This is a genomic window from Croceicoccus sp. (assembly GCF_983967925.1).
Genome location: NZ_CFETID010000002.1, coordinates 206,536 through 232,253, shown reverse-complemented (window position 1 = coordinate 232,253; position 25,718 = coordinate 206,536). Strand labels below are relative to the sequence as shown.

The following is a 25,718-nucleotide window of genomic DNA, read 5'->3' as shown; positions in this document are numbered from 1 at the left end:
CGATCAACCGGATATCCGGCTGATCGGGGAACGCGGTCAGCCCATTGCACCCCCGTGTTCCTGCTTCCCAGCAATCCGCAGCCTGACCGCTGCCGAACACGGAGGGCCTTCATGGCACTTGAGAAACTCGTCATCGTCGGAAATGGCATGGCCCCGGGCCGCATGCTGGAGCATCTGTTCGAGCAGGCGCCCGGCCGATACGACGTCACGATCTTCAACGCCGAACCGCGCGTGAACTATGACCGCATCATGCTGTCGCCGGTGCTGTCGGGCGAGAAATCGTTCGACGACATCGTGATCCACGACGATGCCTGGTACGAAACCCATAACGTCACCCTGCACCGCGGCGCGCGCGTCACCGAGATCGATCGCGCGTCCAAGACCGTGACATCGGCGAACGGCATTACCGCGCCATACGACCGGCTGGTCATCGCCACGGGATCCAGCCCTTTCATCATCCCCGTCCCCGGCCATCAGCTGGAAGGCGTGCTTGCCTACCGCGATCTCGACGATGTCGAGGCGATGCAGCGCTATGCCTCGTTCCGCGGAAACGCGGTGGTGATCGGCGGCGGCCTGCTTGGGCTTGAGGCTGCCGCCGGACTGCACATGCAGGGCATGAAGGTCACCGTCATCCATCTGATGCCCACGCTGATGGAACGCCAGCTGGATACCGCTGCCGGCTATCTGCTGCAAAAGGAGCTGGAAGGGCGCGGCATCGACATTCGCTGCGGCGCGAACACCAGGGCGATCCTTGGCGACGGCGACGACAGGGTGATCGCGGTCGAACTGGACGACGGCACGGTGATCGACGCCGACATGGTCGTGATGGCGGTCGGCATCCGGCCCAGCACCGCCCTCGCCGCCGAGGCGGGGCTTGAGGTCAATCGCGGCATCGTGTGCGACGTGCAATTGCGCACCAGCGATCCGGCGATCAGCGCCATCGGCGAATGTGTCGAGGTGGACGGGCGCGTCTATGGCCTCGTCGCGCCGCTCTATACTATGGCGAAGATCCTTGCCGCCGATCTGGCAGGCGCGCCCGTCGACGGGTTCCTCCACGCCGAAACGCCGACCAAGCTGAAGGTCACGGGCGTGAACCTCTATTCCGTCGGCGATTTCGCGGAAGGCGACGACCGCGAGGAAGTGGTCCTGCGCGATGCCGCGCGCGGCACCTACAAGCGGGTGATCGTCAAGGACGACCGCATCATCGGCGCGGTGCTCTATGGCGATGTGGCCGACGGCGGATGGTACAACGAACTGCTGCGCAAGGGCGAATGCGTGCGCGAGTTGCGCGAGACGCTGATCTTCGGGCAGGCGTTCCAGAACGCGGGAAATTCTGACCCCCTTGCGGCTGTCGCCAACCTTGCGGACGACGCGGAAATCTGCGGCTGCAACGGTATCTGCAAGGGGGCAATTACCGGCACGATCAAGGACAAGGGCCTGTCCACGCTGGACGAGGTGCGCGCCCATACCAAGGCGAGCGCGTCCTGTGGCACCTGCACCAATCTGGTCGAGAGCCTGATGGCGCTGACGCTGGGCGACAGCTTCGATGCCAGCGCCCCCAAGGCGATGTGCGGCTGCACCCATCTGCCCCACGGCGACGTGCGCCGCCTGATCAAGGCGAATGCGCTGAAATCCATCCCCGCGGTGATGCAGGAGCTGGAGTGGACCACCAGCGGCGGCTGCGCCAAGTGCCGCCCCGCGCTCAACTATTACCTGCTGGCCGACTGGCCCGGCGAATATGTCGACGACAACCAGAGCCGCTTCATCAACGAGCGGGTGCATGCCAACATCCAGAAGGACGGCACCTATTCGGTGATCCCGCGCATGTGGGGCGGGATGACCAATTCGCAGGAACTGCGCGCCATCGCCGACGTGGTCGACAAGTTCGCGATCCCCACCGTCCATGTCACCGGCGGCCAGCGCATCGACCTCCTCGGCGTGAAGAAGGAAGACCTGCCCGGCGTCTGGGCCGATCTGAACAAGGCGGGCATGGTATCGGGCCATGCCTATGGCAAGTCGCTGCGCACGGTGAAGACCTGCGTCGGCACGAACTGGTGCCGCATGGGCACGCAGGATTCGACCGGCCTCGGCGTCGCGCTCGAGAAGTTCCTGTGGGGATCGTGGACGCCGCACAAGGTGAAGCTGGCCGTATCGGGCTGCCCGCGCAATTGCGCCGAGGCGACCTGCAAGGACATCGGCATCGTCTGCGTCGATAGCGGATACGAAGTGCATTACGCGGGCGCTGCCGGCATCCACATCCAGGGTACGACCAAGCTGACCACGGTCGAGACCGAGGAGGAGGTGATGGAGATCACCGCCGCCATGATGCAGATGTACCGCGAACAGGGTTTCTACCTCGAACGCATCTACAAATGGGCCGACCGCGTCGGGCACGACACGATCCGTGCGCAGATCCTCGACAATCCGGACACCCGCCGCGCCTATTACGACCGTTTCGTGTTCTCTCAGCGCTTTTCGCAGACCGATCCGTGGTCCGAACGCGTGTCGGGCAAGGACAAGCACGAGTTCAAGCCGATGGCCGATCTCTCCTCACCCAGCATGGAGCCAGCAGAATGAACGCCGCGACGCCGGTTGCCCGCATCGCCGACACCGGGTGGGTGCATGTGGGCACGATTGACGACATCCCACGGCAGGGCGCGCGCTGCGTCAGGACCGACGGGGCAACTATCGCGGTTTTCCGCACCGAGGATGACCGCATCTTCGCGATGGAAGACCGCTGCCCGCATCGCGAGGGTCCGCTCAGCCAGGGCATCGTGCACGGAAACTGCGTGACATGCCCGCTCCACAACTGGGTGCTGAGCCTTGAAACCGGGCTGGCCCAAGGTGCCGACGAAGGCAGCGTACCGACCTATCCGGTGCGGCTGGAGGACGGCGCCATCCACTTGCAACTGCAAAATCCGGCCTGAACGGCCGCTCGTTCAAGAAAGGAATTCGATATGTCCTATATCGCTCCCGCCGAATTCGCGGCCAAGATGGTCGATGCCGGCGAATCCAAGGTTTTCATGTCCATCAAGGACACGCTGGTCCGAGCCTATATGGCCGGTGCCATCCTTGCCCTTGCCGCGGCTTTCGCGATCAGCATCACCGTCAACACCGGCAATCCGCTGCTCGGCGCGCTGCTGTTCCCGGTGGGTTTCTGCATGCTCTATCTGATGGGTTTCGACCTGTTGACGGGCGTGTTCACCCTTGTCCCGCTGGCACTGATCGACAAGCGGCCCGGCGTCACCATCGGCGGCGTATTGCGCAACTGGGGCCTTGTGTTCTGCGGCAATTTCGCGGGCGCGATGACGGTGGCCGTGTTCATGGCGATCATCTTCACCACCGGTTTCAGCCAGGCCCCGAACGAGATCGGGCAGAAGATCGGCGTCATCGGCGAGAGCCGGACGCTGGGTTATGCCGCCGCGGGCAGCGCGGGGATGCTGACGCTCTTCATCCGGGCCGTGATGTGCAACTGGATGGTGTCGACCGGGGTCGTCGCCGCGATGATGTCGAGTTCGGTGCCGGGCAAGATCATGGGGATGTGGATGCCGATCCTCGTCTTCTTCTACCTGGGCTTCGAACATTCGATCGTGAACATGTTCCTGTTCCCCTCGGGCATCATGCTGGGCGGCGAGTTCACATGGATGGACTATTTCATCTGGAACGAGATTCCGACCGTTATCGGCAATCTGGTCGGCGGCCTGACCTTCGTGGGCGGCATGCTCTATGCCACCCATTACAAGGCATCGCCCGCCCGCAACGCGCGGCCTGCGATCGTGAATGACGAGGAATATCTCTCGATCGCCGCCGAATGACGTGAAAGCCCTGGGGGGCGCCGCGCAAGGCTGCGGCGCGCGTTTCCCGATGGAGGCCGACGATGACCGAACGCAAGACGACACCCGATCCCCGCGCCCCGATCCAGCCCGGCGAAGTCTGGCTGGTGGGCGCGGGCCCCGGCGATCCCGACCTGCTGACCCGCAAGGCGGAGCGGCTGCTGGGCGCCTGCGACGTTGTGTTCCACGATGCGCTGGTGGGCGAAGGCGTGCTGGCCCTGATCCCCGCGGAAGTACAGCGGGTGCATGTCGGCAAAAGGTCCGGACGCCATTCGAAAGACCAGAAGACCATCGACGCGCTGATCGTCGAGGCCGCGCTGGCGGGTCGGCGAGTGGTGCGGCTGAAAGGCGGCGACCCCGCGATCTTCGCCCGCGCGACCGAGGAAATCGACGCCTGCCGCGCCGCGGGAATCGGGGTCCGGATCTGCCCCGGCATCACCGCCGCCAGCGCCGCTGCCGCCGATCTGGGCCTTTCGCTCACCTTGCGCGGGCTGGCACGCAAGCTGGTGTTCGTCACCGCCCATGCGCGGAAGGGCGAAACGCTTGATCTCGACTGGGCAGCGCTGGCCGATCCAAGGGCCACGCTGGCCGTCTACATGGGCAAGGCCGCAGCGGGCGAGATTTCCCGCCAGCTGATCGCGCATGGCTTGTCGGGCAGCACGCCGGTCGCCATCGTCGAGAATGCCAGCCTTCCGGCCATGCGCGTGTTTCGCGGCAGGCTGGACCTGCTGGGGCTGATGGCGCGCACGGCGATCGGCGACGGGCCGGCGCTGCTGCTGGTCGGCGAAGCGGCCGGACAGCGCGGTGCCTTGCATGGCGAGGCCGATTTCGGGGCGCCCGCCGTCCCCGCAATTCCATTGGCCGACGCAGCCGCCATCGGCAATTGACAAGGCGTTCGCGATCTGGCCTTGTTTGCCGATAACCGGCCCTGCAGCATGCCCCTGGGATCGGCATCGCTTCGGACGTAACGACGGGCAATCCTACCCCGTTCGCGGGACAGATCTTCGGGACGCATGACGCATATTCCGACCATTCACGTGCCGGCCATCGGCGGCCAGCACCAGTTCGCCCATTTCCTGCCGGTCGCGTTCGAGCTGGCGGAATCGCATGGCTGCCGGGTGCTGGTGTTCACTCCTTCGCACGGCGACGCGCACAATATTGCCGTACTGGCCGAATCGCTGGGCAGGCCGGTGCCCGACATGGTCATCATGAAGCTGCCGCGCCGCACGAAAGCCATGGTGCCCGATGCCGCGCGCAAGCTGGCCATGCTGCTTACCTATGCCAGCCGGATCCGCGACTGCGACGCGATCCTGTGCGCCGAACGGACAAGCACGATCCTGAAGCGCCTGCCCGGACGCTTCCCGCCGCTGTTCCATATTCCGCATGGCGCGGGCGACCGGGCGGTGGGGTTCGAGAACCGCTTCGAATTCTTCGACAAGGTGTTCGTGTCGGGGGCCAAGGATCGGGACCGGCTGCTGGTGCAGGGCTGTGTCGCGCCCGAGGATTGCGTCGTCGGCGGTTCGGTGAAGCTGGGCACGATGATGCAGCTTGGCCTTGGCAGGCCGCCCTTGTTCGCGAACGACAGGCCGGTCATCCTCTATAACCCGCATTTCGACCGCCGCATGGGCACGGGCGAGACCATGGCGCGCAGGCTGGTCGAAACGGTCTGCGCAGGCGGGAAATACAATCTCGTCATCGCGCCGCATGTCCGCATGGCGCGCGGGTGGAACGACAGGCGCAAGGCCCGGTGGCTGGCGCTGGAAGTGCAGGACCGCGTGATCGTCGATCTCGGCTCCGACCGGTCGAGCGACATGAGTTACACGCTGGCGGCCGACCTTTATGTCGGGGATGTCAGCAGCCAGGTCTATGAATATCTGGTCCGGCCCCGCCCCTGCCTGTTCGTCAACGGGCATGGTGCGGACTGGCGGGACAATCCCGATTACGCCATGTGGCGCTTTGGCACGGTGATCGAACCGGGTGACGACCTGCCCCGCGCGATCGAGCGTGCATTCGAAAGCTGGCCGTTCTTCCGCGAGGCGCAGCGCCAGCGCACCATGGCCGCATTCGACGGGATCGACTGGGACGCTTCGGGCGAAATCCGGATGGACGGGCCAGACCCGGCGGCGCGCATTGCCGAGATTATCGCACAGGACCTGCGCCGCGGCGACGGCATGCCGGTCAGCGATCCCGCCGCCTTCAGCAGCGCCTTTCGCTGAACGCTAAAGGATGGCGACCCGATCGGGGATGGCCGATCCCGCGACGGCGCGTTTCATGCCGGGCGAGTTGAACGGCATGATGACGCTGCCCGCCTTGTCCACCGCGATCATGCCGCCGTCACCGCCATGGTGCGCCACCGCGTCGAGCACGGCCTGTCCCGCATCTCCAAGCGACGCGCCGCCATAAGCCATGCGGGCGGCCACATCGCGCGCGCCGCCTGCATAGACGAAGGCTTCGCCGATGCCGGTGCAGCTGACCGCGACCTCGCCGTCGGCCCAGTTGCCGATGCCGGTGATCGGCGTATCGCCCACGCGCCCCGCGCGCTTGCCGAACAGGCCGCCGGTGGAGGTCGCCGCCGCGAGCCGCCCCATGGAATCCAGCGCCACTGCGCCCACCGTGCCATGCGACAGCCCGGAATCGAGCGCCTGCGTTTCCTCCATCTCCACGCCGACAGGCAGGCGGTAGTGGGCGGCCGGATCGCGGACCATCGCCAGCCCGCATTCGCCCGCGAAGGCGCGCGCGCCCTCGCCCGCCAGCAGCACGTAAGGCGTGCGGTCCAGCACCGCGCGGGCGGCAGTGACGGGGGATGCGACCCCGCTCAGCGCGCAGACGCCGCCGGCCTGCATGCGCGCGCCGTCCATGATCGCGGCATCGCATTCGACCTGGCCCTGATCATTGGGTGCGGACCCGCGACCTGCGACATAGAGCCCGCTTTCCTCCAGATCGCGCACCGCGTGCTCCACCGTGTCGAGCGCGCTTGCGCCGCCTGCCAGCATCGCTTCGCAGCGGCGGATCAGCGCGGCAAGATGGACCTCCACCTCCGCATAATCGCGGTCGGGATTGACGCCCGCGCCGCCGTGGAGGGCGATGACGTGGTTTCGCAATGCGGGCATTCAGCGACCTGCTTTCGTGATTGTGATGTCGATAGGTTCGATGTCGAAACGCACGCCGCTCAGCGCGTAATGCGCCGTGCCGTCGGGGCCTCTGCCCCAATGGCCGCGCGATGTTTCGGTCTGGGTGAAGCGATAGGTCACGCCGTGGCGGCCCGCGAAGGAATGGCGTTCGACGACATTGGCCGCGGCGTTGTCGAGCAGGGATTCGCCCGCCACTTGCGCCAGTGTCTGACCGCCCAGAGCCATGCCGCCGCCATTAATTGGCGCGGAATTGGCATATTCCTGGCCGATGGTCGGCTTCCTGTACGGCGCCGGGGTGACCGAACCGGTCGCAATGTCGATCGCGTCGCCGGATGCGGCGAGGCCGAGCAGCAGGTTGGCCGCCGCGAACCGGTCGCCCTCTGCCCGCGTCGCAGCGCGTGCGTCGATCAGGGTGACATAGCCGCTGCCCGCGACCTCAGCCGTCGCTGCGCCGGGGTGGAGGATGAGCGCGGTGTCCTCGTCGATGCCGAGGCCCATGCGGCGGGGCTGTCCCGGCGTCAGCAGCGCGGCGGTCAGACGACCCAGACGCGCGCGCTGGCCGAAATGCTGGTCGACCAGCGCGCCGGTCACGAAGCCGAGGCCGCGGCCCAGCGCCATTGGCTCGCCCGGCGAGCCCGGTAGCAGCGCGGCCAGCGTGTCGCCCTGCGTGATCATCGGATCGCTCATGATCGCGGCGCCTGCTGAGGAGCCGCCGACGACCGCGCCTTCACGCAGGCGCTGGCGGATCGCGGCGAGCATCGGTGTCTCGCGCCCGTCCGCGCCGATCAGCAGAGCGGTGATGCGCGACTGGTCGCCGCCGGTGAACCAGATCGCGCCAGCCTTGGAGATCTTGGCGATTTCTTCGGCGCTGGCGGCATTGGCGGCCCATCGGCTTTCGTCCACGTCCTCGGTCGCGGGATCGTCGATCATCGCCAGCCGGATCGCGGCGATGTCATTGGCCTTCGCGCCGTGGCTGACCAGCGCCTCGGCGAAGCTGTCGGCGGATGTTTGCGGTTCGCCCGAGGCGGCGGGGATGATGACGATGGCGGGCGCGTCGGCGGGTCGAGCGTTCAGGAACGCCTTGTGGACCGCCGCATTGCCGGGTTCCAGCCCGCCGCCGACGATGACCAGCGTGCCCTCTTCCGCTCGCGCGGGACCGGCCAGTGCAAGCAGCGCCAGCAGGGCGGTGAAAATCGCGCGCGGCATCAATATCCTCCTGCATGGGCGAGCAGCATCACGATGCTCGCCATGGCGACAAGGCCCAGCACCGGTTTCCAGATGAAGGCCAGCCATTCGCCGTAGCCGACCCGCGCCGCGGCAAGGCAGGCCATCAGCGCCGCCGAGGTCGGGATGATCAGATTGGTGAAGCCGTCGCCCAGCTGGAACGCCAGCACCGCGGTCTGCCGCGTGACCCCCGACAGGTCCGCCAGCGGGGCCATGATCGGCATGGTGATGCTCGCCTGTCCCGATCCCGACGCCACGAAGAAATTGAACACGCTCTGCACCAGATACATCGCCCATGCGGTCAGCCAGTCGGGCACTGCCGCCGTCACCGTGCCCAGCCCGTTCAGGAGGGCATTGAGCAGCGAGGGGCTGGCCGGATCGTCGCCGCCAAGGATCAGCATGATACCCTTGGCCGCGCCGACGATCAGCGCGGCGGGCAGCAATTGCGCCGCGCCGTCGCGGAACGCCTCCATCAGTTCGGAAATCCCCGCGATGCGCCCGATCCGCGCGATGGCGACGGTCGCGATGCCGACCGCGAAGAACTGCGCGGCGATCTCGGGCAGGTAATAGCCGCGCATGGTGACGCCCCACGCCACCCATGCGACGCCCGCCAGCAGAACAAGCAGCACCAGCAGATGCGCAGCCGAGAACCCCGCCACCGCCCCGGCATCATCGCCCCGCGCCTGCAGGCCAATAGGGGGACGCTGGCCCAGCCTGACCGCGCGGGCGTATCGCCATGTGAAGACCGCGGCCGCCAGCGTGAACACCGCCCACAACGCGATCCGCAGGCCCAGCCCCGACATGGGCGGCAGGCCCGCGATGCTTTGCGCGATGATGACGCTGAACGGGTTCATCCAGCTGGTGGCGAAACCGATCTGGCTGGCGCCATAGCAGACCAGCACGGCGGTCGCGGAATCGTAACCCGCCCGGTTAAGCGCCGGGGCCAGCACCAAAGTCAGCGCGATCGCTTCCTCCGACAGGCCGAACACCGCGCCCGCCAGCGAAAAGGCAAGGAACAGGCAGACGATCAGCCGCTCGCTGCGCGCCTTACCGCCGGGAAGCGCGGATTGCAGCGCCGCATCGACCGCGCCGGTGCGCATGATCATGCCGAACACCCCGCCCAGCACGAGGATGAAGGCCATCAGGCCCACTGTCGCCGAATAGCGGTCGCCCGTCACAAGCCCCGCGAACAGGAAATCGAGGAAACCGGTCCGATCCTCGCTGCCCAGCAGAGGGGCAGGCATCGGGCCTGCGGCGGGCTGGTAGCTGCCCGGCACGATGCGCGCCGGATCGCCCGCCACCGAAAACTGCCCCGGCGTGAACAGTAAGGTCGCGGCCCATGCGATCAGGGCCAGCGTGAACAGGATCGCCAGCGTATCGGGCATGCGCCATATGCGCGTGGCCGGCCCGGTCTGTTGCGCGTCTTCGGTCATGAATTCTCCGTTTTGTCCCGCCCCGCCCCCGGCGGCAGGACGCCGGGGACGGGGCGCGGACTTTCGCGTGCTAGAAGCGCTTCGTTACGCGCAATGTCGCATAGCGGCCGATCAGATCATGGTTGAACAGATCGACATTCGCGGACGATCCCAGCACGCGCGGGGGATCCTGATCGAAGATATTGCGCACGGCCAGCTGGACGAAGCTGTTCTCCTCGAAATCATAGCTGATGCTGAAATCGAACGTCAGGTAGTCGTCGACGTCATATTCGGCATCGGTCGGCAGGCCCAGCGCTTCCAGCGTGCGGTCGGACGGGTCGTCGCGATAGCCGCTGGTGTACTGGCCCGACAGCGCCGCGCGCCACGCATCCTTGCGCCAGCGCACCCGGCCGCTGGCGATGAAGTCGGGGTACAAATAATCGCCCGCCAGTTCCTCAAGCGGGCTGGCGTCGGATGCCTTGCGGTCGAAGTTGAAGATCTTCGTCGCGTCGAGGCTGAGCGTGACATTGCCCGCCGATCCCGCGTCGAACTGCTGCGTATAGGCGATGTCGAGGCCGTCGGTCTTCTGGAAGCCCAGATTGGTGATCTGGAAATGCGCGTCGCTGACGAAGCCGTTCTGCACCTCGACCCCCGGCGTGCCGGTGGGCAGTTCGCCCGGACCCGCCACCGCGAATTCGCCCGACAGCGCGCGGCGGATGAAATCGTCCTCGTCGATGCCGACAAGATCGGTGTGGCGGATGTTCCAGTAGTCGAGCGTCAGTTCGATGTTGCGGCCCGGCGTAAAGACAACGCCGCCGCCGAAGCTGCGCGCATTTTCGGCCCCCAGTTCGGGATTGCCGACATCTTCCGACAGCAGCGCCTCGCCATCGGCGTCGGGATCGCCGCCGCAGGCATCGGGCGTGGCCTCGCAATCCACGCGGTAGGAGCTGAGCAGCACGCCCGCCCCGCTTTGCGCCAGCGAGGGCGCGCGGAACGAGGTGGAGTAATTGCCGCGCAGCGCCAGCCAGTCGGCCGCTTCCCAGCGGGCCGCGATCTTGGGGTTGAAGTCGCTGCCGAAGCCCTGGAAATCGTCGAAGCGGCCTGCCAGCTGCACGTCCAGCGTGTCGAGCAGCGGAATGTAGAACTCGCCATAGACCGCCCAGCTGTTGCGCTTGGCAAAGGCGCTGGTGGAGGAGAAGCCGAGGATCGGTTCGGGATTGTCGGCGGTGGCGACCGCGATGCCCGCGGGCGTGTCGCGCAGCGTCTCGCGCCGGAACTCGCCGCCGAACGCCGCCTTCAGCGGGCCTGCGGGCATGTCCAGCAGCGTGCCGTTGACGCTGCCGTCAAGGGCATAGAGCCGCGACTTGCCCTTGCGCTCCGCCTCTGTCGCGAGCAGTTCGGCGACGCCGTCTTCCTGCGTGGTCTGCCCGCCGAAGGGATTGTACCACAAGGTTTCCCTGCTCGCGTCCTCGCATGTATCGCCGATGAATTCGGCATCGGGGCGTCCGAGATCGACGTCCCAGCGCTCCACCCGCGACCCGTCGGTGCAGATATTGCCGAGATTGAGGTCATAGAAGTTCTGCGCGACCGCGAGGCCCGAGACACCGCGCTGCGTCCGCTCGTTCCCGCCGAACAGGAAGGCCGCGTCGAAGTTCCAGCCCTTGCCGATATCGCCGCGCAGGCCCGAAGTGATGCGATAGCTGTCGGATTCGACCTCGACCGCGCGCGGCTGCGGGATCTTGCCCCATGCGTAGATCGGGAAGCCGTAGAAATCGGTGAAGTCGGTGGCGCCTTCGAACGAGCCTTCCTGAACGATGTCGTCCTTCAGCGCGTCGGGCCAGAAGGGATTCTCAGGGTCGATCGGCGCGCGCGAGAAATTGGCGGGCGAGCTGATGCCGCGCGATTCCAGATGGCTGTAGAGCGCGTCATTGTACCAGGTCAGCGAATCCGAAATCTCGAACTGGTGGGTGAACAGGCCGCCGATGGTCTCCATCCTGTCCTGCGCGGAGACATAGGCGTTGGTGTTGACCTCGCAGAACTCGCCGAGATTGCCCGAACCGAAATCCTCCGCCGCGCAGCCGCCGTCCTGCGGTTCCTCGGTCTGGTCGAAGAACTGGAAGAACAGATCGTTGAAGCTGGGGTAGAAGCCCTGCTGGCTGGGGCGGAAGCTTTCGCGGCTGATCGCGCGGTCGCGCAGGAAGAACGGGTTCCGCTTGAAATAATCGACCACCAGCATGACCGAGTTGCGATCGCCGATCCGCGTGCCCGCGACGCCGGTGATGTTATAGCGCCCCTCGTCGGTGCCCTTGGTCGAATTGCCATAGCTGGCGGAGAGTTCGAGCCCTTCGAAATCCTCGCGCAGCACGTAATTGACCACGCCCGCGACCGCGTCGGCGCCATAGATCGCCGAGGCGCCCGAGGGGAGCACCTCGACCCGCTCGATCGCTGCGAGGGGGATGGAGCTGGCGTCGATGAAGCTTTCCTGCCCGCGTGCGAAGGCGCTGATCTGCGCGCGGCGGCCGTTGATGAGCGTCAGCGTGGAGGACGCGCCAAGGCCGCGCAGCGACACGGCGGAGGCGCCGACCGGGGTGTCGGAGGACAGCGGGCCCGCAGTGGCGGTCGAGAAGGTGCCGCCGCCGCCCGAGGTGACGGGCAGATCTTGCAGCACTTCGATAATGGTGGCCGCGCCGGTGTCGAGAATATCCTCGCGCGTGACGGTCTGGGTCTGGACGGGGCCGTCGGTGGGCAGGCCCTGGATGCGGCTGCCGGTGACGACGATGGCGCTCTCGTCCTCCGCCTGTGCGGCGGGGTCGTTGATGGAAATATCGGCATTGGCCTGCGCCAGCACAGGCGTGGCGATGCCTGCCAGCAGCAGAGCCGCGGTGCCCCTCGCACCGCGTCGGATATGGTTATGCATGGTCTGATCCCTCGAACCTTTGAACGCAACGAAACGTGGCGAATGGTCGGGGATGGGCCCGGATTTTCAGATGGCAGAAATCATGGACGAGTGTCTGCCGGATCCGCGCCTATCCCGCGCGGCCGGGAATCACTCGTTGAACCAATCGGTGAGGTGAGTCTCGATCGATCGGCGAACGGCCACCTGGCCGCGAAGGGGGCAGAAGAATTGCCTGTCCATTGCAGGATTATGTCATTCGAAATTGCGCTGCGCAATATGGATGCGGCGATGGGCGTGCCGACAGGCCTGATCTGGCGCGGTGGGCTGATGGCAAGCATTTCACGAACAACGATAATTCATTCCCGCCAGCCTGTGGGAAGCGCATGTGGGGACGCGCCGAGAGACGGCATGCGGGAGCGCTCTCACGCGAATCTGCGCCTTGTTCGCCGGCGCGCCATGCGGCATGGGTCGGGCGTGCTTTCCCAGAAGACCCGCTATGCGATCCGCGCGATGCAGCATCTGGCCGATCATTACGGCCAGCGCATCGTGCCTCTGTCGGAAATCGCCGAGGCGCAGAAGATCCCGCCCAAGTTCCTGACGGTGATCCTGTCGGAACTGACCCGTTTCGGAATCGTCGAATCGCAGCGCGGCAAGGATGGCGGCTATCGCCTGTCGATCCCGCCCATCGACATCACCTATGGCGACCTGATCCGCGTGATGCGCGGCTCGCTGGCGCTGGTCCCCTGCGCCAGCCGGTTCGCGCATGAGAAATGCAAGAACTGCCTTGAAGAGCATGACTGCCGCACCCGCGCGCTGATGCTGCAGGTTCGCGACGCGACCGCCGAACTCTTGGACGGGGTCCGGCTGTCCGATCCGATCCAGCCGGTCGGGGACGAGGATATCGGGGCCGCTGCACCGCAAGCCAAGGCCTAGCGAAGAAAATCCTTCGCCGCACAAAGCGAATTTGCGCCACCCGCCATATTGTCAACAAGATTGGTTGAGAATATCTGCTTTGTCACGGGGCGATTCCCCCGTGCCGAGATTTTGGAGACCATGGACATGCGTCAATCGACCGATGGCGTGCCCGAGAATGCCGCAAATCGTAATGCCGGAACCAGCCCCCTGTCCGAGCAGCTGCAGGCGATTGCCGATGCGCTGGGACAGATCCGCTATGGCGTCATCCAGCTGACCGTCCACGACGGCAGGCTGATGCAGCTCGACATCACGGAACGCCGCCGCTTCGCCTGAGCGCGAGGCCGCGGCGTCCGGCCAACCCCCAACATAACAGGCCCAGCAGACCGGACCGCCGGATGCGAAGTCCCCCACCGAGAAGGGAATTTCATGCATCCGTCGTTCCGTGTCCGCCCCCGCGGACCATTCCTTCGCGCGCCATGGCTTCTTGCCAGCAGCGTATTTGCCTTCGCACTGGCCGCCCCTGCCTTCGCGCAGGATGCGCCGACAGCAGATCCGCCCGAATCCCCATCCTCGGTCGGGACCGGCGCGCAGGACGATGGCGATATCATCGTCACCGCCCGCCGCCGCCGGGAAACCGTGCAGGACGTGCCCATCGCGATCTCGGTCGTGGGGGGCGAGCATCTCGACAACACGGGATCGTTCAACGTGGGGCGGCTTCAGCAGCTGACCCCGACTTTGCAATATTACAGCAGCAACCCGCGCAACACCGCGGTCAACATCCGCGGCATCGGCGTGCCCTTCGGCCTGACCAATGACGGGATCGAGCAGGGCGTGGGCATCTATGTCGACGACGTCTATTTCTCGCGCGTTGCCTCGGCCACCTTCGACTTCCTCGATGTCGAGCGGATCGAGGTGCTGCGCGGCCCGCAAGGCACGCTCTACGGCAAGAACACCACGGCGGGCGCGATCAATATTACCACGCGCCAGCCGACCTTCGACTTCGAGGGGCGGGCCGAGATCAGCATCGGCAATCTGGATTTCCGGCAGGCGAAGGCCGCCGTTTCGGGGCCCTTGTCCGACACTGTCGCCGCCCGCCTTGCGCTGTCCTCGACCAGGAGGCGCGGTACGATCCGCAATGTGACGAGCGACCGCTGGATCAACGAGCAGTATAATCTGGGGCTGCGCGCGCAGTTGCTGTGGGAGCCGTCGGACGATCTGGCGATCACGCTGGCGGGCGATTATTCGCAGCAGGATCCCGAGTGCTGCGGCACGGTGTTCGTCCGCACCGGCCAGACGCAGCGCGCGCTGGACCGGCAATATGACGCATTGGCCGCCGCGCAGGATTATGCCGCGCCCAGCGGCGATGCGTTCGACCGGGTGACCGACCTCGATGCCTCGCTGAATGCCGGGAACAAGGTGGGCGGCGCGTCGCTGCGCGCGGTGTGGGAGACGGGGATCGGGACCGTGACCTCGATCACCGCATGGCGGTTCTGGGACTGGAAGCCCGAGAACGACCGCGACTTTACCGGCCTGCCGATTACAACCTTGTCGCAGAACCCCTCGCAGCAGGACCAGTTCACGCAGGAGCTTCGCCTGAGCGGCGGGGGCGACACGCTGGATTACACCTTGGGCGCGTTCTATTTCGACCAGAGCGTCGATACGCAGGGCACGCAGCGGCAGGGTCCCGCCGCCAGCGCATGGCTGATCAATCCGTCCAATCCGCTGAGCGCCGATCCGACGGTGCTCGACGGGCTGACGGCGGACAATAGCATCGCGCTCGATAACACCAGCGCGGCGATTTACGGACAGGTAAACTGGCGGCCTCTGCCGGGGCTAACGCTGCGGCCCGGCGTGCGGGTCAATTACGACAGCAAGGACGGTTTCTACGATTCCGTCGTGACCAATGGCGACGGGCAGCCGGTCACTTTCGCCAGCACCGACCCGCGCATCGTGGCCCAGCGCGCGGTGCTGGCGCCGCAGCGGTTCGGTGTCGATTACAGCGACTGGAACTTCAGCTATGATTTGACCGCCAGCTATGAGCTGTCGGACGAGATCCTCGCCTATGCGACCTACGCGAAGAGCTTCAAGTCGGGCGGGGTGAACCTCAACGGCGTGCCCAGCGACGCCAATGGCGAGCCGATCCTTGCCGCCGCCACGGTCGAGCCGGCATCGGTGAACCATTACGAAATCGGCGTGAAGGCGCGTTTCTGGGACCGGCGCGCGACGCTCAACCTTGCCGCCTTCCGCACCGATATTGCGGATTATCAGGCGCTGGTGACCAATGGCAGCCTTGGCGTGCTGCGCGGCTATCTGGCCAATGCAGACAAGGTGCGCACGCAGGGGGTGGAGGCCGATTTCTCCGTCCGGCCCAGCGCGCGGTTCAATGCCTATGTGAACGCGGCCTACACCGATGCCACCTATCGCAGCTTCACCGATGCGCCCTGCCCGCCCGAGCTGTCGGGCGGCACGACCGCAGCGGAGGGACAGGCCCCCAGCGCGCCGGGAACCCCGGGCGGGATCAGCCCCGCCAATTGCGACATATCGGGCCAGCGCCTGCCCGGCGTGTCGAAATGGGCGCTGTCATACGGGGCGGAGGGCAATGTGCCGGCGGTGCTGCTGGGTCTGGACGGGGCGGTCTATCTGGGGGTCGACGGCAATTACCGCTCGCGCTTTTCCAGCAATCCGACGCCGTCCGAATACACATGGGTCGATGGCTATGCGCTGATCAATCTGCGCGCTGGGTTCCGGGCCGACAATGGGCTGCAAGTCTTCGGCTGGGTCCGCAATGTCTTCGACAAGGACTACTTCGAACAATTGCAGGTCCCCGGCGGCAACACCGGGCTGATCGTCGGCACGCCGGGCGATCCGCGCACCTATGGCCTGACCGTCCAGCACGTCTTCTGATCTTCCGTAACGGAGAGGACCTCCTCATGTTCGACATCTCCCTCACTTTCGCCGATATCTGGCCCTTCATCCTTGTCGGGTTCGGCGCGCAGATCATCGATGGCGCGCTGGGCATGGCGTTCGGCGTGCTGTCGCAGACCATGCTGGTCAGCCTGATGGGCATGCCGCCTGCCGCGGCCTCTGCCACCACCCATTTGGTCGAGATGTTCACCACCGGCGCGTCGGGCGTGAGCCATATCTGGCAGCGCAATGTCGACTGGGGGCTGTTCCGCAGGCTGGTGCCGTTCGGCGTGCTGGGGGGGATCGGCGGCGCCTATCTTTTGACCAGCATCGACGCTTCGGCGGCAAAGCCCTTCGTCATGGCCTATCTGGCGGGCGTGGGCGTCTATCTGTTCGTGAAAGCGGTGCGCATGGCGAAACCCCGGTTCGAGGATCCGCGCATGACGCGTCCGCTGGCGATGGTCGGCGGCTTCCTCGATGCCGCGGGCGGCGGCGGATGGGGGCCGGTGGTGACGTCGAACCTGCTGGTGCAGGGCGGCGATCCGGTCAAGGTGGTCGGGACGGTCAACACGGCCGAGTTCCTGCTGGCGGTCGCGATCTCGGTGTCCTTTATCGCCACGCTGGGGCTGACGGCGTTCGGGGTGGCGGCGGTCGGCATGATCATCGGCGGCGTCATTGCCGCGCCTTTCGGAGCGGTTCTGGTCAAGCGCGTGCCGCCGCGCGTCCTGCTGTTCGCCGTCAGCATCGTGCTGGTCGCCACCAGCGCCTATAGCGCTCTGCGCGGATGGGGGGTGATCTGACCCAATGGGCAATGCGGAGGCGGCGGGATTGCGGGGTGCAGGACCCCTGCCTATAGGGCCCCTTCCCCCGCCTCTTTCAGGTTGCCAATGATGTTCAAGCACGAATTCGCCCGCGGTCTTGCCGCCCTGTCCGCCGTATTTTCCGCCGCCTTGGGCTTCGCCGCCCCGGCCAGTGCGACGGAGGACGACTTCAACATCTGGCTGGGCCAGTTCGCGACCATCGATGCGGCGGAGGACATCTATGTCCGGGTGGAAGCGCAGGAGCGTTTCACCAATGATGCCGACCGACTGGGCCAGTTGCTGCTGCGTTCGCTGGTTGCCTACCGTTTCGACGACAAGGTCAATGCGGGCGTGGGTTATGCCTATGTGCTGACCGATCCGGTCGGGCCGGTCGAGCTGAACGAGCACCGGCTCTACCAGGAGCTGAACGTCCGGCTGATCGAGAGCGACGGCATCACGCTGGATTCGCGCACCCGGCTTGAGCAGCGGTTCTTCGAGGAGCGCGGCGGGACCGGCTGGCGGGTGCGGAACATGCTGCAGCTTCGCGTACCGGTGACGCCGCGCAACCGGATCGTTGCCTATACCGAGCCCTTCGTCGACCTTAACGAGACCAGCGTGCAGCGCGGCGGCCTGTCGGTGTGGCGCAATTTCGCCGGGCTGTCTTTTCCGGTGGCGCAGGGGATCGACGTGGTGCCGGGCTATCTCAACCAGCATGTCTTCCGCGATGGCGAGGACCGTTCGGACCATGTCGCCAACGTGAACCTGTTCATGGCGTTCTAGCGGACGGGTCCGGACCGGAGTCCGCGCCGGGCGGGGGGGTGTCAGAATGGACACTTGTTGCCTTTCGCACCCGCAATATGATCTGCCCATGATAGTTTTCCGTCCTGCCGCCCCGCTTGTCCGCATTCCGTTTCGCGCCGTGGCGCTGGCTGCGCTTGCGATGGCGGGTCTCGCAGCGCCAGCGCAGGCTTCGGACGAGACGAGCACGCGTCTGGTACGCTGCGGCGGGGACAGCTGTCTGCAGGTATCCGGATATCGCGCCAATCCGTCGGCGCAGGTGCGCATCAACGGACGGCTGGTGCCGGTGCAGGGTGACAAGGGTTGGAAGGCGAGCTTGCCGCTGGAAACCCTGCGCGAATGGACCGCACCCAGCGCGCGGAGCATCGAAGTATCGCTGCACGAAACGCAGGAACAGGCCGAATCGGTTGAGCGAGTCGCGCTTCCCATCGGTGTTCTGGGCGATTCAAGCAATCTCGGCTCGCTGGAGGTGCGCGCGCAGTGGTGACGCGAAATGCGCTTTGATTAGCGTGGTTTGCGCCTGAATTGAACATAGGCTTCCGTCCCTGAAGAGGGGTGGTCGCTGCTGAAACCGACGTTTTTCCGTGGATTCTTGCCAGATTCCGCGCGATCGTCTATTGCGGATGAGAACCGCCCGAGAGCGGTATTGAAACCAGTTCGCAGGAGACGATGATGAAGAAGGCCCTTTTGGCACTAGCCGCGCTCGGCATGGCGACGTCCGCTGCCGCCGCAACCGGCGATCCTTTCGTAGATGAAACCGCGACCCTGCGCCTCGACGGGCTCGACCTGTCGACCGTGGAAGGACAGCAGCGTCTTGCCATTCGCATGGACGATGCCGCCCGCGCCGTCTGCGGTAACGGTCTGGCGAAGGTGCACCTCGCCGTGGCCGCCGAAGCGCGCCAGTGCCAGGCTGCCGTGAAGGAGGATATCCGCCTTCAGATCGAACAGCGCATGGCGCGCAGCGACACGCCCGTTCGGGTGGCGTCGGCTCGCTGATGCAATACGGCTGATCCCGGCCCCTTTCGACAGGGGCCGGGACGCCGGATTTCCCGACGCGGCATTTGCCTGACGGCACATTGCTGCATAGGGTGACGGGCATGGATCCCGCGCCCGACAAACGCCCGAATTCCCGGCCCAATTCCGCCCCGAATTCTGGCCCGAATGCTGGCCTAGACGCTAACCGGGCCGCGACACCCCAGATCCACCCATCCGAAACGCAGGCACGCGCGGCGCTGAAGCGCGGCGACTTGCAGGCTGCCGCCACGGCCGCGAAAGCGCTGGTCGATGCGGAACCGGATCGGCCCGAGGGCTATTTCCTGCTGGGCATGATCGCCGCCGAAGCGGGTCAGGTCGCCAAGGCCGTGCCGCTGATTCAGGCGGCGGTCCAGCGCGGGCCGCAGGCGGAACATCTTGCTCAGCTTGCCCGACTGCTGATCCTGCTGCGCCGCGACGGCGAAGCGGCAGAGGCGGCGCGGCGCGCATTGGCGCTGGAATCGCAGGATGCCCGCAGCCTCGACACCATCGGCTGCGTGCTGGCCCGCCTGGGTGAGCACGAGGCATCGGTCGCGCCCTTCACCGCCGCGGTCGAGGCGGAGCCGGACAATATCGACTATCGCTACAATTTGGCGGCCGCGAGCGGGTTTACCGGGCGGAACGAGGATGCGCGCCGTCATTACGAGGCGATCATCGCCGCCGATCCGGGCAATGCCCGCGCGCATTACGCGCTGGCCATATTGTCGCGCCAGAGTGCGGATTCCAACCATATCCCCCGGCTGAAGGCTGCGCTGGCCAAGGCCGCGACGCCCGGCGACGCATTGCGCATCCGCTATGCGCTGGCCAAGGAGATGGAGGATGTCGGCGACGCCGAGGCGTTCGCGCATCTTGCCGCCGCCAATGCCGGGCAGAAGCGCGAGCTGCGCTATGATTTCGCGCAGGACGCGGCCATTTTCGATGCGATCGAGGCCGCGTTTTCGGGCGCGGTGCCCGCTGGCGATGGCAACCCCGACCCCTCACCCATCTTCGTCGTCGGCATGCCGCGTACTGGCACCACCCTGGTCGACCGCATCTTGTCGTCGCATCCCGATGTGACATCGGCGGGCGAGCTTCAGGCGATGCCTCTGGCGGTCAAGCGCCTGTCGGGCACGCGGTCGCGCACCATCGTCGATCCCGAAACCGTGCGGCAGAGCATGCAGGCCGATCCCGCCGCCATCGGCAGCGCCTATCTGGCGCAGGCGGGTCATCATCACGCGGGCGAAACGCCGCGCTTTACCGACAAGCTGCCGGCCAATTTCCTTTATGTCGGCCACATCGCGCGCGCCCTGCCCCATGCGCGGATCGTGTGCCTGCGCCGCAATCCGATGGATACGGTGTGGAGCAACTTCAAGAATCTGTTCGCCAGCGAGTCGGCCTATTACGCCTATTCCTACGATCTGATGGACACTGCCCGTTACTATGCGCGGTTCGACCGGCTGATGGCCTTGTGGGACCGGCTGTTTCCGGGCCGCGTGCTGTCCCTGTCATACGAAGGGCTGGTGGCCGATCAGGAAGGGCAGACGCGCCGCCTGCTGGATCATTGCGGGCTGACGTGGGACGCCGCCTGCCTGTCGTTCCACGAAAACACCGCCGCCGTCGCCACGCCCAGTGCGGCGCAAGTGCGCCGTCCGATCAATGCCGACGGGGTGGGCAAATGGCGCACCCATGCCGAGGGGCTGGAACCGGTACGGGCATGGCTGGCGCAGCAGGGCTTCGACGTTTCCGCATAAGAAGAAGCCGCCCACCCCTTGGGGCAGGCGGCCTCTTCCTCCACGACATTCAGATCAGAAGCGGAAACGGCCCTCGACACCCACGGTGCGCGGGTTGAGCACGACATTGCGGTAATAGCGTAATTGCACGCCGTCGTTCAGGCCGATGCGCGAACGGTCGTTGGCGACCGACACCACGGCGTAATTGTCGAAGATATTGTCCGCGAACAGGTTCACGCTGAACACGTCGGTTTCATAGCCGATCGTGGCGCGGTGGGTGACGAAGCTGGGCAGCTTGTCGCCATAGGCGCGGTCCCAACCGAGGCGGGTGACGACATTGCCGCGATAGACCGCGGTCCAGTTCGCCCGGATATCGCCCTCGCCCATCGGCATGATATAGGTCGCCCCAAGCGTGCCCGAGTTCCGGGGCGAACCCGGCAGCCGGTCCCCGTCACGCGCGATCAGCTTGATCGGCGAGCTGGGATAGACGCCCGGAGGATCGTTGACCGGGATAAGGCCGTCCAGCGAGTCGACCACGCCGTCGCCGTTCGAGTCCACGTCCTCGGTCAGCTCGGCATCGGTGTAGGAATAGGTGCCCTGAATCGACAGCTCGGGGATCGGGCGGAACTGGAACGATCCTTCAAAGCCCTTCGATTCCGCCGCGCCCGCGTTCACGGTGATGCCGGTCACGCCATAGGTGGTGGCCGATGCGACCTGCAGACCTTCCCAGTCGATCTTGAACACGTTGAAGTTCAGCGTCAGCATCCGGTCGAACAGCTGGCTGCGGATGCCGATCTCGATATTCTTGGTCGTGTCGGGACCGTACTGGATCTCGTTCGGCAGTGCGCAGATAACCTGCGGACCGTCATACTGGGACGGGTCCTGCGGAATGCTGGGATCGCAAGGCGCCACCCGGTTCGGGCCGCCGATGCGATAGCCCTTGGAGTAGGTGCCATAGAGCATAAGGTCGGGCGTGATGTCGATCGAGCTGTTGAACTTCCAAACCCAACCGTCCTGACCGCCCTCACCGCCATTGGCCGGCAGGTCATACGGGCTGAGCGGATCGCCCAGCAGCGGCAGTGCCGCCGCACCCGCGATTTCCGACGTATAGTCGAAATAGCGCGCTCCGCCGGTGATCTGGAAGATATCGATGGGCCGAATGGTGGCTTCGCCGAAGATCGCCTTTTCGGTCACCTTCGAGGTGATGTAGCTGACATATTCCAGATATTCCGGATTGGTTTCCGGATCGCCCCACGGATGGTTGGGCGTGCGCTCGGCATAGTCGCTCTGGTACTTGTTCTCGTTGTAGAAGCCGCCCAGCACCCAGCTCAGCGGTCCGCCGTGGGTGGACACGAAACGGATCTCGGCATTGACCTGCTCGCGCTTGGTATCGGACTCGTTCCAGGCCGAGAAAGCGGGATAGAGTTCGTAGCCATAGTCGAGGTCGAGCAGCAGGTCGGTCACGTCGCCGATGGCTTCGGTGTTGACCTCGGTATAGGCGCCGGTCGCGACAACGTCGAAGATATCGGCGATATTGGCGTTGACTTCCGCGGCCGCCAGATGGGCTTCGCGGGTGGTCGGCTCTTCGAAGCGGCTGGCGTTTTCGTAGAGGCCGGTGCCCAGCACGCCATTGCTGTTGGCCTGCGCGCCGCCCGTCTTCGTCTCCTGATAGGCATAGGTCAGGAAGAGTTTCAGATCCTCGCTGGTCTGAAGCAGAAGCTGGTTGCGGCTGGTGAAGGTCTTCTCATAGTTGAGATCCTTTGCCCGACGCAGATTGGCGCCATAATCCTCGCGGTTGACGACATCGGGGCCGCTGGGCTGCGGCAGCGAGATGCCCGGTTCCTGCACGATGAGCGGATAATCGATGAAGCCGGCTTCGGAATAATAGCCGGTCGCCGTGCGGAAGGCGATGTGGTCGCGCACGATCGGAATGTTGAGGGTGAAGTCGCCCTGATAACCGAAATCGTCGCTGTGCGACATGGCATAGCCGCGGCCGTGGACCTCGCCCTCGATCACGTCGGTGTTGGGGCGGTTGGGGATATAGCGGATCGCACCCGACAGCGTGCCGAGGCCATAGAGCGTGCCCTGCGGTCCGAGCAGCGTCTCCACACGCTCGAGATCGAGCAGCTTGAAGTCGAAGTAGAGCGGGACCTCGCCCATGTAGACGCCGAGCGAGCTGTTGTAGTTCGACCCGAAATCGTCGGTGTCGCTGGCGCTGAGACCGCGCAGCACGATGTCGCCGGTCGATCCCGGACCGGTGTCGAGCACGGTCATGCCCGGCGTGAAGTCGGCGATGTCGCGCACGTCCTGCATGCGCTGCGCCGCGATTTCCTCCGCGCCGATGGCCGAGATGTTGATGGGCGTGTCCTGGATGGTCGTGCTGCGGCGGGTGCCGGTGACGATGATCGCGTTCTCGTCCTCGATCATCGCGGTTTCGGTCGGCGCATCCATGGCGTCCTGCGCGGCCGCCTGGGTTGCGAAGGCACCGCCCGTCAGCATTGTCGCAGAAAGAAGACCCAAGCGTAGTTTCGCGCAATAATTCATCTGTTACCCCCTCATTGGGTTAAAACTTCCCCGCGCCCTGACGCGGGGTCAAAGCTGGTATTCCTTCGATTTCAGGACCTTGCGTTCGCCCGTGCTGCCGCTTTTGCGGCTTGTGCCCGTGCCCGCCGTGCTGCCCGCCTGTCCATTGGCCGGGCTGTGCGATCCGGTACTCTTCCTGCGGCCCGGCGGGGTTCAACCCGCCGAGGGTGTTGACTTGTCCTTCCCGCCTTCGTCGCGGCCGGCCTTGAAACGGTCGATCACGGGCTGGAAGGGAAACATGAATTGTTCGTAGATCGACAGACGCCTGCGGTCGTCCTGCCCGACGATGGCAGATTCGCCGTCGCGATAGGTGCCGAAGATGCGGTCGAAAACGATGATCGAATTGCCATAGTTGCAGCGCGTATCCTCATAGCTGAGCGCCGTGTGATGCAGGCTGTGATGCCGGATCGTGGTGAACAGGAATGAGTAGAACAGCGGCGGGTTCGACCGGACATTGGCATGGGCAAAGCCCGAGATGACGCCGCCCATGTTGATCGCGCAGAAGATCGCGGCCAGGCTGAAATCGAACAGCGCGACGACGCTGAGGCTGATCAGCACCAGCTCGATCGGGTTGCCGACCGCGCCTTTCAGCGCGTTGAGCTGTGTTACGTGGTGGTGCGGCGCGTGGGTCAGCCACAGCGGATACACGTTGTGCATCAGGCGATGCATCCAATACTGGCCGAATTCGACCAGCATGATCACCATCAGCGCCTGCACCACGAAGGGCAGTTCCATCAGCCACGGCGTGGCGATGCCAAGCCGTTCCTTCAGCGCCATCAGCGGCTCGTCCGCGATCTTGGTCGCGGTCCAGCCGACCACGGTGTACATCAGCACGGTGTAGAAGACGTCGGTCGCGAATTCGCGGCGGTTGATGCGCCAGCCTTCGTGCCGTTCGAACAGGAATTCGAGGCCCTGGATCCACGCCATGATCGCGACGGCGACGATGACGAGCGTATAGGGTGCCTCTACCCAGGCGTCGGGGGCGAAACCCCAGAAGGCGACGACGGCGGCAAGGGTGAAGGGCGGGATCAGGTTGACGATCGTCGTCCGCACCTTCGCGCCGGGCGCTGCATCCGATGCTGCCTGCGCGGCGGGATCCGCCTGCGAAGCAGAGGAACGATGCGTGCTGCCATCTTGCGGCTGGTGCATAGAAAACCTCCTTATCGGGCCGCGAACGGCCCAATGTCGAAATTCCTCTGCCCAGTGGCTTTGCGTCGTTCTTTAATGCGACGAGAGACAAGGTATAGATATTACCAAAAGCGTCAAGCGTATTAAATCAGCAATGCTGCAACTGCGTTGTCCGGCAACAAATGTCTGCACCGCAAGGATTTTCGCTGTTTTGCGTGTGATACGGGACCGGGGCAACAGGGCATTTCGGGCGCATCGATAGTAGCAATGCTGCAACATTACCCGCCTAGCGGGGCGAATCGCGGGAAGATTATATCCTTCCCCCTCCCCAGCCGCCGGACCCTCAAACGAAAACACCCGGACATTGGCCCGGGTGTTTCCTGTCTTCGGTCTGAGGGGTGCGGTCACTCCTCCGCGGCAGCGGCAGGTTCGGACCACCATGACAGGGTTTGGTTGTCATGCGCCGACGTCCAGATGCCCGCATCGGTATAGCGCAGCGCGCCGCTGCCAGCCGCCGCGCCTGCGCGCGTGACGACCTGCATGGTCGCGGGATCGATCTTGGCGAAAGTCTGGTCGTCGGTGGTACGCAGCCAGACCGCGCCGCCGCCGACGTCGATATCGCCATAGATCAGGTTCTCGCCGACCTTTATCCGGCCGACCAGCTCCATCGTTTCGGGATCGACCCTTGCGACGGTGCCGTCGCCCTGTTCCTGCACCCACACCCCGCCTTCGCCTGCGGCGAGGAAGCCCGGCTGCTTGCCCAGCGATACCTTGCCGACAACTTCATTGGTGGCGGGATCGATCTTCTGCAGGGTCTGCCCATCGCTGCTGACGGCCCAGAGCGCGTCGAACCCATAGGCGAGGTAGAACGTGCCCGGATCGACCGTGACGCTGGCGATGACCGTGTTGCTGGCCGGATCGATGCGCGCGATCTGGCCGGTGGCGGCGCTGGGGACCCAGATCGATCCCGCCCCCTCGACCACATTGGTTTCGCCCTTTGGATTGGCGATGCCGGTTTCGATGATCGTCTGCACCTCGGCGGTGTCGAGGTCGATGCGGTAGAGATTGGCGTCGGGGCAATTGGCCACCCACAGCGATCCATAGCCGACCGCCATGGTCCCGCAGGGGCGCGGCATCGGGGTTGCGGCCAGCTTGCCTTCGGTCGACCATTGCTCGACCCGGCCGTCGTTGGTGGTCCAGACCGTGTCGCCATCGATCGCGAGGAAGTCGGCGAAACCGGGAACGCTGAACTCCTGCTCGACCAGTTCGGATGCACTTGCCGATACCGATGACAGGATGGCGGCCGATGCGAGTGCCGCTGCGACAGTCTTCTTCATGCGCATGCTCCTTGGT

Annotated in this window: 20 protein-coding genes; 13 read left to right on the top strand and 7 right to left on the bottom strand. The window is 65.4% G+C overall.

Annotated features, from left to right (window positions below; genetic code table 11):
• Positions 1-111 precede the first annotated feature (111 nt).
• The 5 genes from nirB (at position 112) to AC4FIJ_RS02265 (ending at position 6,049) form a co-directional block, all read left to right on the top strand.
• A complete protein-coding gene (gene nirB, locus AC4FIJ_RS02285; RefSeq protein WP_490335112.1) occupies positions 112-2,577 on the top strand; it encodes a nitrite reductase large subunit NirB in 2,466 nt (821 codons plus the stop codon).
• Positions 2,574-2,927: a nitrite reductase small subunit NirD gene (gene nirD, locus AC4FIJ_RS02280; protein WP_490335111.1), complete on the top strand. Its 354-nt coding sequence runs from the start codon at positions 2,574-2,576 to the stop codon at positions 2,925-2,927. Before nirB ends, nirD begins: the two co-directional genes overlap by 4 nt.
• Positions 2,928-2,957: 30 nt before the next feature.
• The gene (locus AC4FIJ_RS02275; RefSeq protein ID WP_490335110.1) at positions 2,958-3,815 is read left to right on the top strand and encodes a formate/nitrite transporter family protein; all 858 of its coding nucleotides are present in this window, start codon (positions 2,958-2,960) and stop codon (positions 3,813-3,815) included.
• A 62-nt stretch (positions 3,816-3,877) separates the two neighbouring features.
• Positions 3,878-4,720, top strand: coding sequence for a uroporphyrinogen-III C-methyltransferase (gene cobA, locus AC4FIJ_RS02270; RefSeq protein ID WP_490335109.1), 843 nt, complete (start codon positions 3,878-3,880; stop codon positions 4,718-4,720).
• Between the two features lie 126 nt (positions 4,721-4,846).
• Entirely contained in the window at positions 4,847-6,049 is a 1,203-nt protein-coding gene (locus tag AC4FIJ_RS02265; protein WP_490335108.1) for a glycosyl transferase, read from the top strand.
• A 3-nt stretch (positions 6,050-6,052) separates the two neighbouring features.
• On the opposite strand, the gene AC4FIJ_RS02260 is transcribed toward AC4FIJ_RS02265, so the two are convergent.
• The 4 genes from AC4FIJ_RS02260 to AC4FIJ_RS02245 all read right to left on the bottom strand — a co-directional run bounded on the left by AC4FIJ_RS02260 (position 6,053) and on the right by AC4FIJ_RS02245 (position 12,517).
• On the bottom strand, positions 6,053-6,943 hold the full coding sequence (locus AC4FIJ_RS02260) for an isoaspartyl peptidase/L-asparaginase family protein (RefSeq protein ID WP_490335107.1): 891 nt from the start codon (positions 6,941-6,943) through the stop codon (positions 6,053-6,055).
• Positions 6,944-8,170 carry a cyanophycinase gene (locus AC4FIJ_RS02255; protein WP_490335106.1) on the bottom strand — a complete coding sequence of 409 codons (1,227 nt, stop codon included), beginning with the start codon at positions 8,168-8,170 and terminating at the stop codon, positions 6,944-6,946.
• Positions 8,170-9,621 carry a putative basic amino acid antiporter YfcC gene (gene yfcC / locus AC4FIJ_RS02250; RefSeq protein WP_490335105.1) on the bottom strand — a complete coding sequence of 484 codons (1,452 nt, stop codon included), beginning with the start codon at positions 9,619-9,621 and terminating at the stop codon, positions 8,170-8,172. The genes AC4FIJ_RS02255 and yfcC overlap by 1 nt, the downstream gene beginning before the upstream one ends.
• A gap of 70 nt (positions 9,622-9,691) precedes the next feature.
• The gene (locus AC4FIJ_RS02245) at positions 9,692-12,517 is read right to left on the bottom strand and encodes a TonB-dependent receptor plug domain-containing protein (protein ID WP_490335104.1); all 2,826 of its coding nucleotides are present in this window, start codon (positions 12,515-12,517) and stop codon (positions 9,692-9,694) included.
• A 453-nt stretch (positions 12,518-12,970) separates the two neighbouring features.
• Between AC4FIJ_RS02245 and AC4FIJ_RS02240 the strand changes: the two genes are divergently transcribed.
• The 8 genes from AC4FIJ_RS02240 (at position 12,971) to AC4FIJ_RS02205 (ending at position 20,675) form a co-directional block, all read left to right on the top strand.
• Positions 12,971-13,429: an RrF2 family transcriptional regulator gene (locus AC4FIJ_RS02240; protein ID WP_490335103.1), complete on the top strand. Its 459-nt coding sequence runs from the start codon at positions 12,971-12,973 to the stop codon at positions 13,427-13,429.
• 126 nt (positions 13,430-13,555) lie between these two features.
• Positions 13,556-13,744: a YezD family protein gene (locus tag AC4FIJ_RS02235; protein WP_490335102.1), complete on the top strand. Its 189-nt coding sequence runs from the start codon at positions 13,556-13,558 to the stop codon at positions 13,742-13,744.
• Positions 13,745-13,837: 93 nt separating this feature from the next.
• Positions 13,838-16,315, top strand: coding sequence for a TonB-dependent receptor (locus tag AC4FIJ_RS02230; RefSeq protein WP_490335101.1), 2,478 nt, complete (start codon positions 13,838-13,840; stop codon positions 16,313-16,315).
• Positions 16,316-16,341: 26 nt separating this feature from the next.
• Complete coding sequence (locus AC4FIJ_RS02225; protein WP_490335100.1) at positions 16,342-17,115, top strand: sulfite exporter TauE/SafE family protein; 774 nt, start codon at positions 16,342-16,344, stop codon at positions 17,113-17,115.
• Between the two features lie 87 nt (positions 17,116-17,202).
• Positions 17,203-17,895: a DUF2490 domain-containing protein gene (locus AC4FIJ_RS02220; protein WP_490335099.1), complete on the top strand. Its 693-nt coding sequence runs from the start codon at positions 17,203-17,205 to the stop codon at positions 17,893-17,895.
• Positions 17,896-17,983: 88 nt separating this feature from the next.
• On the top strand, positions 17,984-18,400 hold the full coding sequence (locus AC4FIJ_RS02215; RefSeq protein WP_446154797.1) for a hypothetical protein: 417 nt from the start codon (positions 17,984-17,986) through the stop codon (positions 18,398-18,400).
• A 185-nt stretch (positions 18,401-18,585) separates the two neighbouring features.
• Positions 18,586-18,909: a UrcA family protein gene (locus tag AC4FIJ_RS02210; RefSeq protein ID WP_446154796.1), complete on the top strand. Its 324-nt coding sequence runs from the start codon at positions 18,586-18,588 to the stop codon at positions 18,907-18,909.
• 203 nt (positions 18,910-19,112) lie between these two features.
• On the top strand, positions 19,113-20,675 hold the full coding sequence (locus AC4FIJ_RS02205) for a tetratricopeptide repeat-containing sulfotransferase family protein (RefSeq protein WP_490335141.1): 1,563 nt from the start codon (positions 19,113-19,115) through the stop codon (positions 20,673-20,675).
• Between the two features lie 54 nt (positions 20,676-20,729).
• Here AC4FIJ_RS02205 and AC4FIJ_RS02200 read toward each other — a convergent pair whose 3' ends face one another.
• The 3 genes from AC4FIJ_RS02200 to AC4FIJ_RS02190 all read right to left on the bottom strand — a co-directional run bounded on the left by AC4FIJ_RS02200 (position 20,730) and on the right by AC4FIJ_RS02190 (position 25,702).
• Positions 20,730-23,198 carry a TonB-dependent receptor gene (locus AC4FIJ_RS02200; RefSeq protein WP_490335098.1) on the bottom strand — a complete coding sequence of 823 codons (2,469 nt, stop codon included), beginning with the start codon at positions 23,196-23,198 and terminating at the stop codon, positions 20,730-20,732.
• Between the two features lie 192 nt (positions 23,199-23,390).
• Complete coding sequence (locus AC4FIJ_RS02195) at positions 23,391-24,386, bottom strand: sterol desaturase family protein (RefSeq protein WP_446154793.1); 996 nt, start codon at positions 24,384-24,386, stop codon at positions 23,391-23,393.
• A 383-nt stretch (positions 24,387-24,769) separates the two neighbouring features.
• The gene (locus AC4FIJ_RS02190; protein ID WP_490335097.1) at positions 24,770-25,702 is read right to left on the bottom strand and encodes a Vgb family protein; all 933 of its coding nucleotides are present in this window, start codon (positions 25,700-25,702) and stop codon (positions 24,770-24,772) included.
• Positions 25,703-25,718: the final 16 nt, after the last annotated feature.

Coding starts and splice junctions, on each gene's coding strand:
- yfcC (WP_490335105.1), bottom strand. CDS start 9,621: ATGACCGAAGACGCGCAACAGACCGGGCCGGCCACGCGCATATGGCGC.
- AC4FIJ_RS02195 (WP_446154793.1), bottom strand. CDS start 24,386: ATGCACCAGCCGCAAGATGGCAGCACGCATCGTTCCTCTGCTTCGCAG.
- AC4FIJ_RS02220 (WP_490335099.1), top strand. CDS start 17,203: ATGATGTTCAAGCACGAATTCGCCCGCGGTCTTGCCGCCCTGTCCGCC.
- AC4FIJ_RS02275 (WP_490335110.1), top strand. CDS start 2,958: ATGTCCTATATCGCTCCCGCCGAATTCGCGGCCAAGATGGTCGATGCC.
- cobA (WP_490335109.1), top strand. CDS start 3,878: ATGACCGAACGCAAGACGACACCCGATCCCCGCGCCCCGATCCAGCCC.
- AC4FIJ_RS02210 (WP_446154796.1), top strand. CDS start 18,586: ATGAAGAAGGCCCTTTTGGCACTAGCCGCGCTCGGCATGGCGACGTCC.
- nirB (WP_490335112.1), top strand. CDS start 112: ATGGCACTTGAGAAACTCGTCATCGTCGGAAATGGCATGGCCCCGGGC.
- AC4FIJ_RS02230 (WP_490335101.1), top strand. CDS start 13,838: ATGCATCCGTCGTTCCGTGTCCGCCCCCGCGGACCATTCCTTCGCGCG.
- AC4FIJ_RS02225 (WP_490335100.1), top strand. CDS start 16,342: ATGTTCGACATCTCCCTCACTTTCGCCGATATCTGGCCCTTCATCCTT.
- AC4FIJ_RS02215 (WP_446154797.1), top strand. CDS start 17,984: ATGATAGTTTTCCGTCCTGCCGCCCCGCTTGTCCGCATTCCGTTTCGC.
- AC4FIJ_RS02255 (WP_490335106.1), bottom strand. CDS start 8,170: ATGCCGCGCGCGATTTTCACCGCCCTGCTGGCGCTGCTTGCACTGGCC.
- AC4FIJ_RS02245 (WP_490335104.1), bottom strand. CDS start 12,517: ATGCATAACCATATCCGACGCGGTGCGAGGGGCACCGCGGCTCTGCTG.
- AC4FIJ_RS02235 (WP_490335102.1), top strand. CDS start 13,556: ATGCGTCAATCGACCGATGGCGTGCCCGAGAATGCCGCAAATCGTAAT.
- AC4FIJ_RS02200 (WP_490335098.1), bottom strand. CDS start 23,198: ATGAATTATTGCGCGAAACTACGCTTGGGTCTTCTTTCTGCGACAATG.
- AC4FIJ_RS02190 (WP_490335097.1), bottom strand. CDS start 25,702: ATGAAGAAGACTGTCGCAGCGGCACTCGCATCGGCCGCCATCCTGTCA.
- AC4FIJ_RS02265 (WP_490335108.1), top strand. CDS start 4,847: ATGACGCATATTCCGACCATTCACGTGCCGGCCATCGGCGGCCAGCAC.
- AC4FIJ_RS02260 (WP_490335107.1), bottom strand. CDS start 6,943: ATGCCCGCATTGCGAAACCACGTCATCGCCCTCCACGGCGGCGCGGGC.
- nirD (WP_490335111.1), top strand. CDS start 2,574: ATGAACGCCGCGACGCCGGTTGCCCGCATCGCCGACACCGGGTGGGTG.